Annotated in this window: 3 protein-coding genes; 2 read left to right on the top strand and 1 reads right to left on the bottom strand. The window is 43.5% G+C overall.

Annotated elements, in window-relative coordinates:
* Positions 1–354: 354 nt before the first annotated feature.
* Together LEP1GSC194_RS15525 and sufB are read left to right on the top strand one after the other, a co-directional pair.
* Entirely contained in the window at positions 355–936 is a 582-nt protein-coding gene (locus LEP1GSC194_RS15525) for a peroxiredoxin (RefSeq protein ID WP_020774476.1), read from the top strand.
* Positions 937–1,318: 382 nt separating this feature from the next.
* Positions 1,319–2,734 carry a Fe-S cluster assembly protein SufB gene (gene sufB, locus LEP1GSC194_RS15520; protein WP_020774477.1) on the top strand — a complete coding sequence of 472 codons (1,416 nt, stop codon included), beginning with the start codon at positions 1,319–1,321 and terminating at the stop codon, positions 2,732–2,734.
* A gap of 94 nt (positions 2,735–2,828) precedes the next feature.
* Here the strand turns inward: sufB and LEP1GSC194_RS15515 are convergent.
* Positions 2,829–3,272, bottom strand: a 444-nt coding sequence (locus tag LEP1GSC194_RS15515) for a DUF1564 domain-containing protein (RefSeq protein WP_036040708.1), incomplete at its 5' end; no start/stop codon positions are given.

Here is a 3,272-nt window from a genome sequence, read left to right as displayed (position 1 = left end):
ATGATCTATTCCATACCGTTATGGATAAAACGGAAAACTTTAACCCTGACATCTGACCCTCCTATCCACTGACTCCTAAAATGTGGGAACTCCCACGTTTTCCTTAAAACGAACGGGGGAACCCGGATCTATTCCATACCGTTATGGATAAAACGGAAAACTTTAACCCTGACATCTGACCCTCCTATCCACTGACTCCTAAAATGTGGGAACTCCTACGAATTTAGAGAAGAACTTAGTTTCGACCTCATTTTTTAGAATTAAAAAAAAATTAGAATCATTCTAAAAAATATTTGCTTCCAAGGGATTGAGAGATACTATGGAAAGGTCTAAATTCAAAAAGGAGAATTAAAAATGCCTCAGGTTACATCTTTAGCGCCGGATTTTAAGGCAGAAGCCGTTCTTGGAAAAGAAATCAAGGAAATCAAACTTTCAGACTACAAAGGAAAATGGGTAGTATTGTTCTTTTACCCTCTTGACTTCACTTTCGTTTGCCCCACTGAGATCATAGAATACGATAACAAACTTGCGGAATTCAGAAAACTCGGAGCCGAAGTGTTAGGAGTTTCCGTGGATTCGGCCTTCACCCATTTAGCTTGGAAAAATACTCCTAAAAAGGAAGGTGGAATCGGAGATATCAAATTTCCTTTGATTGCGGATCTTACAAAGTCTATTTCAAGGGATTATAATGTTCTAACGGATGGTGGAGTGGCTCTGAGAGGAACCTTCATCATCGATCCTGCCGGCCTGATCCGTCAAGCGACGATTAACGACCTTCCTGTGGGAAGAAATATCGATGAAGCTATTCGTCTGATCAAAGCTTTCCAATTTGTTGAAAAACATGGCGAAGTTTGCCCGGCAAATTGGGATGAAGGAAAAAAAACCATGAAAGCGGACCCGGAAAAATCCAAGGATTACTTCTCGGCTGTGAATTGATTTTTTTCTGTCCGCAGATGTAAGTCTGCGGAATATGGTACTGAGATGCAGAAGCAGTTCTATTGCCGAACGACCCACAGGGTATGAGGCGTGAGTTTTTGTATAACCGTCGGTCGGCTCTTTGCAAAGTAAAGCGGAGTGTTTGGAGATTCTTGGGAGTGATGTTTTGAGCGTTTGAACTCAATAAGTTGCTCCTCGGAAAGTGCCTCCTTTAAGAAGCCTTCCGCTGAGTTTGGTCTCAGAAACTCAGCAGATCTCGCTCTCTATGGATCGCTCGGATTTCCCAACGTTGTTGGGAGCAAAAGATGACGCTTCGCTATCTTTTTGCTATCTCGCTCTCTATGGATCGCTCGATATGTCTAATTTCAGGAGGGAATAGAAAATGGAACAAGTCCTGAAAAAAGAATCCGTTCTTGAGGATCGTTATTACCGTCCCGATAATTTTCCGAAGGGTCTCACTCGTAAGGTCGTGGAATCCATTTCGCATATTAAGAATGAGCCGGGTTGGCTTACGGAATTCCGCCTCAAAGCTTTCGAGGTTTATGAACAAAAACCCATGCCTACTTGGGGTTTTTTCCCCAACTTCAACGTGGACATCGACTCTTATACGCATTATATAGGTTCCAATCAGCAGAAGAAAAAATCCTGGGACGAGGTGGATCCGGAGGTTCTCAAATCTTTCGAACGTCTCGGAATCCCGGAACACGAGCGTAAATATCTCGCAGGAATCGAAGCGATGAACGATTCCGAAACGGTTTACGCTAACGTGAAAAAAGAATTAACCGAACTCGGAATTCTTTTCTGCGACATCGATACCGCGATACGCGAATATCCGGACGTAGTTAGAAAATATCTCGGAACGGTTGTGAGTGTGGGAGATAATAAATTCTCCGCGTTGAACAGTTGCGTTTTTTCCGGAGGTTCTTTTGCGTTCGTTCCCAAAGGAGTGAAAACTCCTATGCCTCTACAAGCATATTTTAAAGTTACGGCCGCGTCCTCGGGTCAGTATGAAAGGACTCTTTTGATCGCGGACGAGGGAGCCGAGATCGAATACTCGGAAGGTTGTTCTTCGGTTCAAGATAAGGGCACTAACTTTCATACGGCGGTTGTGGAACTCATCGCTCATAAAAACGCAAAGATCTTTTATACGACGATCCAAAACTGGAAGAAGAATATGTACAACTGGACCGTCAAACGCGGTTTATGTTATGAAAGAGGACATATCACTTGGACGGACGTGAATATCGGCGCGAACACGATCAAATATCCGGGAATCATCCTTCAAGGGGACCATTCCACCGGAGACGTCCTTTCCCTCGCATTTGCAGGTGGAGGGCAGATCCAAGACACAGGCGCAAGAATCGTTCATGTCGGTAAAAATACTCGAAGTAATATATTAGCAAAAGGTGTTTCTCTCGACGGAGGAGTTAATTCTTATCGAGGTCTCGTTAAGTTTACTGCCGGATCGGAGAATTCTTATTCTCACGTAAAATGCGACGGTCTGATGATGGACGATCGTTCCCAGTCCCACGCTTATCCTTACAACGACGTTTCCGGTCAAAACGGATCCCTAAATTACGAGGCAACGGTTTCCAGAATCGACGAAGATCAGCTCTTTTATCTTCAATCCAGAGGTTTGTCCGAAGACGATGCGAAACTTCTGATCATCAACGGATTCTGCGAGGGTGTGACCAAACACCTAAATGTGGAATATTCCGTGGAAATGACTCGTTTGATTCGTATGATTCTTGAAGACGGCCATGTGATTCAAGAAAACAACGGTTCCGTAGTGAGTTGATTCTCGAAATTTAAATCATTAAAATGTTTTAATGTTTTAAAAAATCAAGCTCTTATGGTAAACAACTAAGATTTGAAACCGGACTACGGATTTTTTAGGACGGAAACCAGTCTCTGTAATCCAATGCGTGAAAATACGCAGCGGGTTGGCAGCGTAGTTTTCGTGTTACCAGGTTGTTTATTAGGTCGAGTTGGAGTATGTAACTGTAATACCTGTGAAATGTGGGAACTCCCTCATTCATCGTGTAAAGAATAGAATCCCCGACTTCGAGGTCCTCCAACCACAGAAGATAATTGAAAAGATAACAGCGAGACACGCCATGAGCCTGTGCGAGCGTTCCAAAGAGGGTCCAACTCCCGGTGTTAACTCTAACGTTCACTCGTTTCATCTTCAATTTTCCGGGACTGGTCTGATACAAGGTTCTGCCCGCTTTTTTCCCGAGACGTTTTGTAGCGGAAAGATATTTTCCGTACGTTCTCAAAAGTTCCGGAATTCTCCTGGGAAGTAATTTCACATCTTTCTCGGAGAAACGAATCCA

The sequence above is a fragment of the Leptospira alstonii serovar Sichuan str. 79601 genome (assembly GCF_000347175.1).
In the GTDB taxonomy this organism is placed as follows: Bacteria; Spirochaetota; Leptospiria; order Leptospirales; family Leptospiraceae; genus Leptospira; species Leptospira alstonii.
The sequence above is the reverse complement of the archived record's forward strand: the minus strand, read 5'-3'. Positions and strand labels throughout refer to the sequence as shown.

Coding starts and splice junctions, on each gene's coding strand:
- LEP1GSC194_RS15525 (WP_020774476.1), top strand. CDS start 355: ATGCCTCAGGTTACATCTTTAGCGCCGGATTTTAAGGCAGAAGCCGTT.
- sufB (WP_020774477.1), top strand. CDS start 1,319: ATGGAACAAGTCCTGAAAAAAGAATCCGTTCTTGAGGATCGTTATTAC.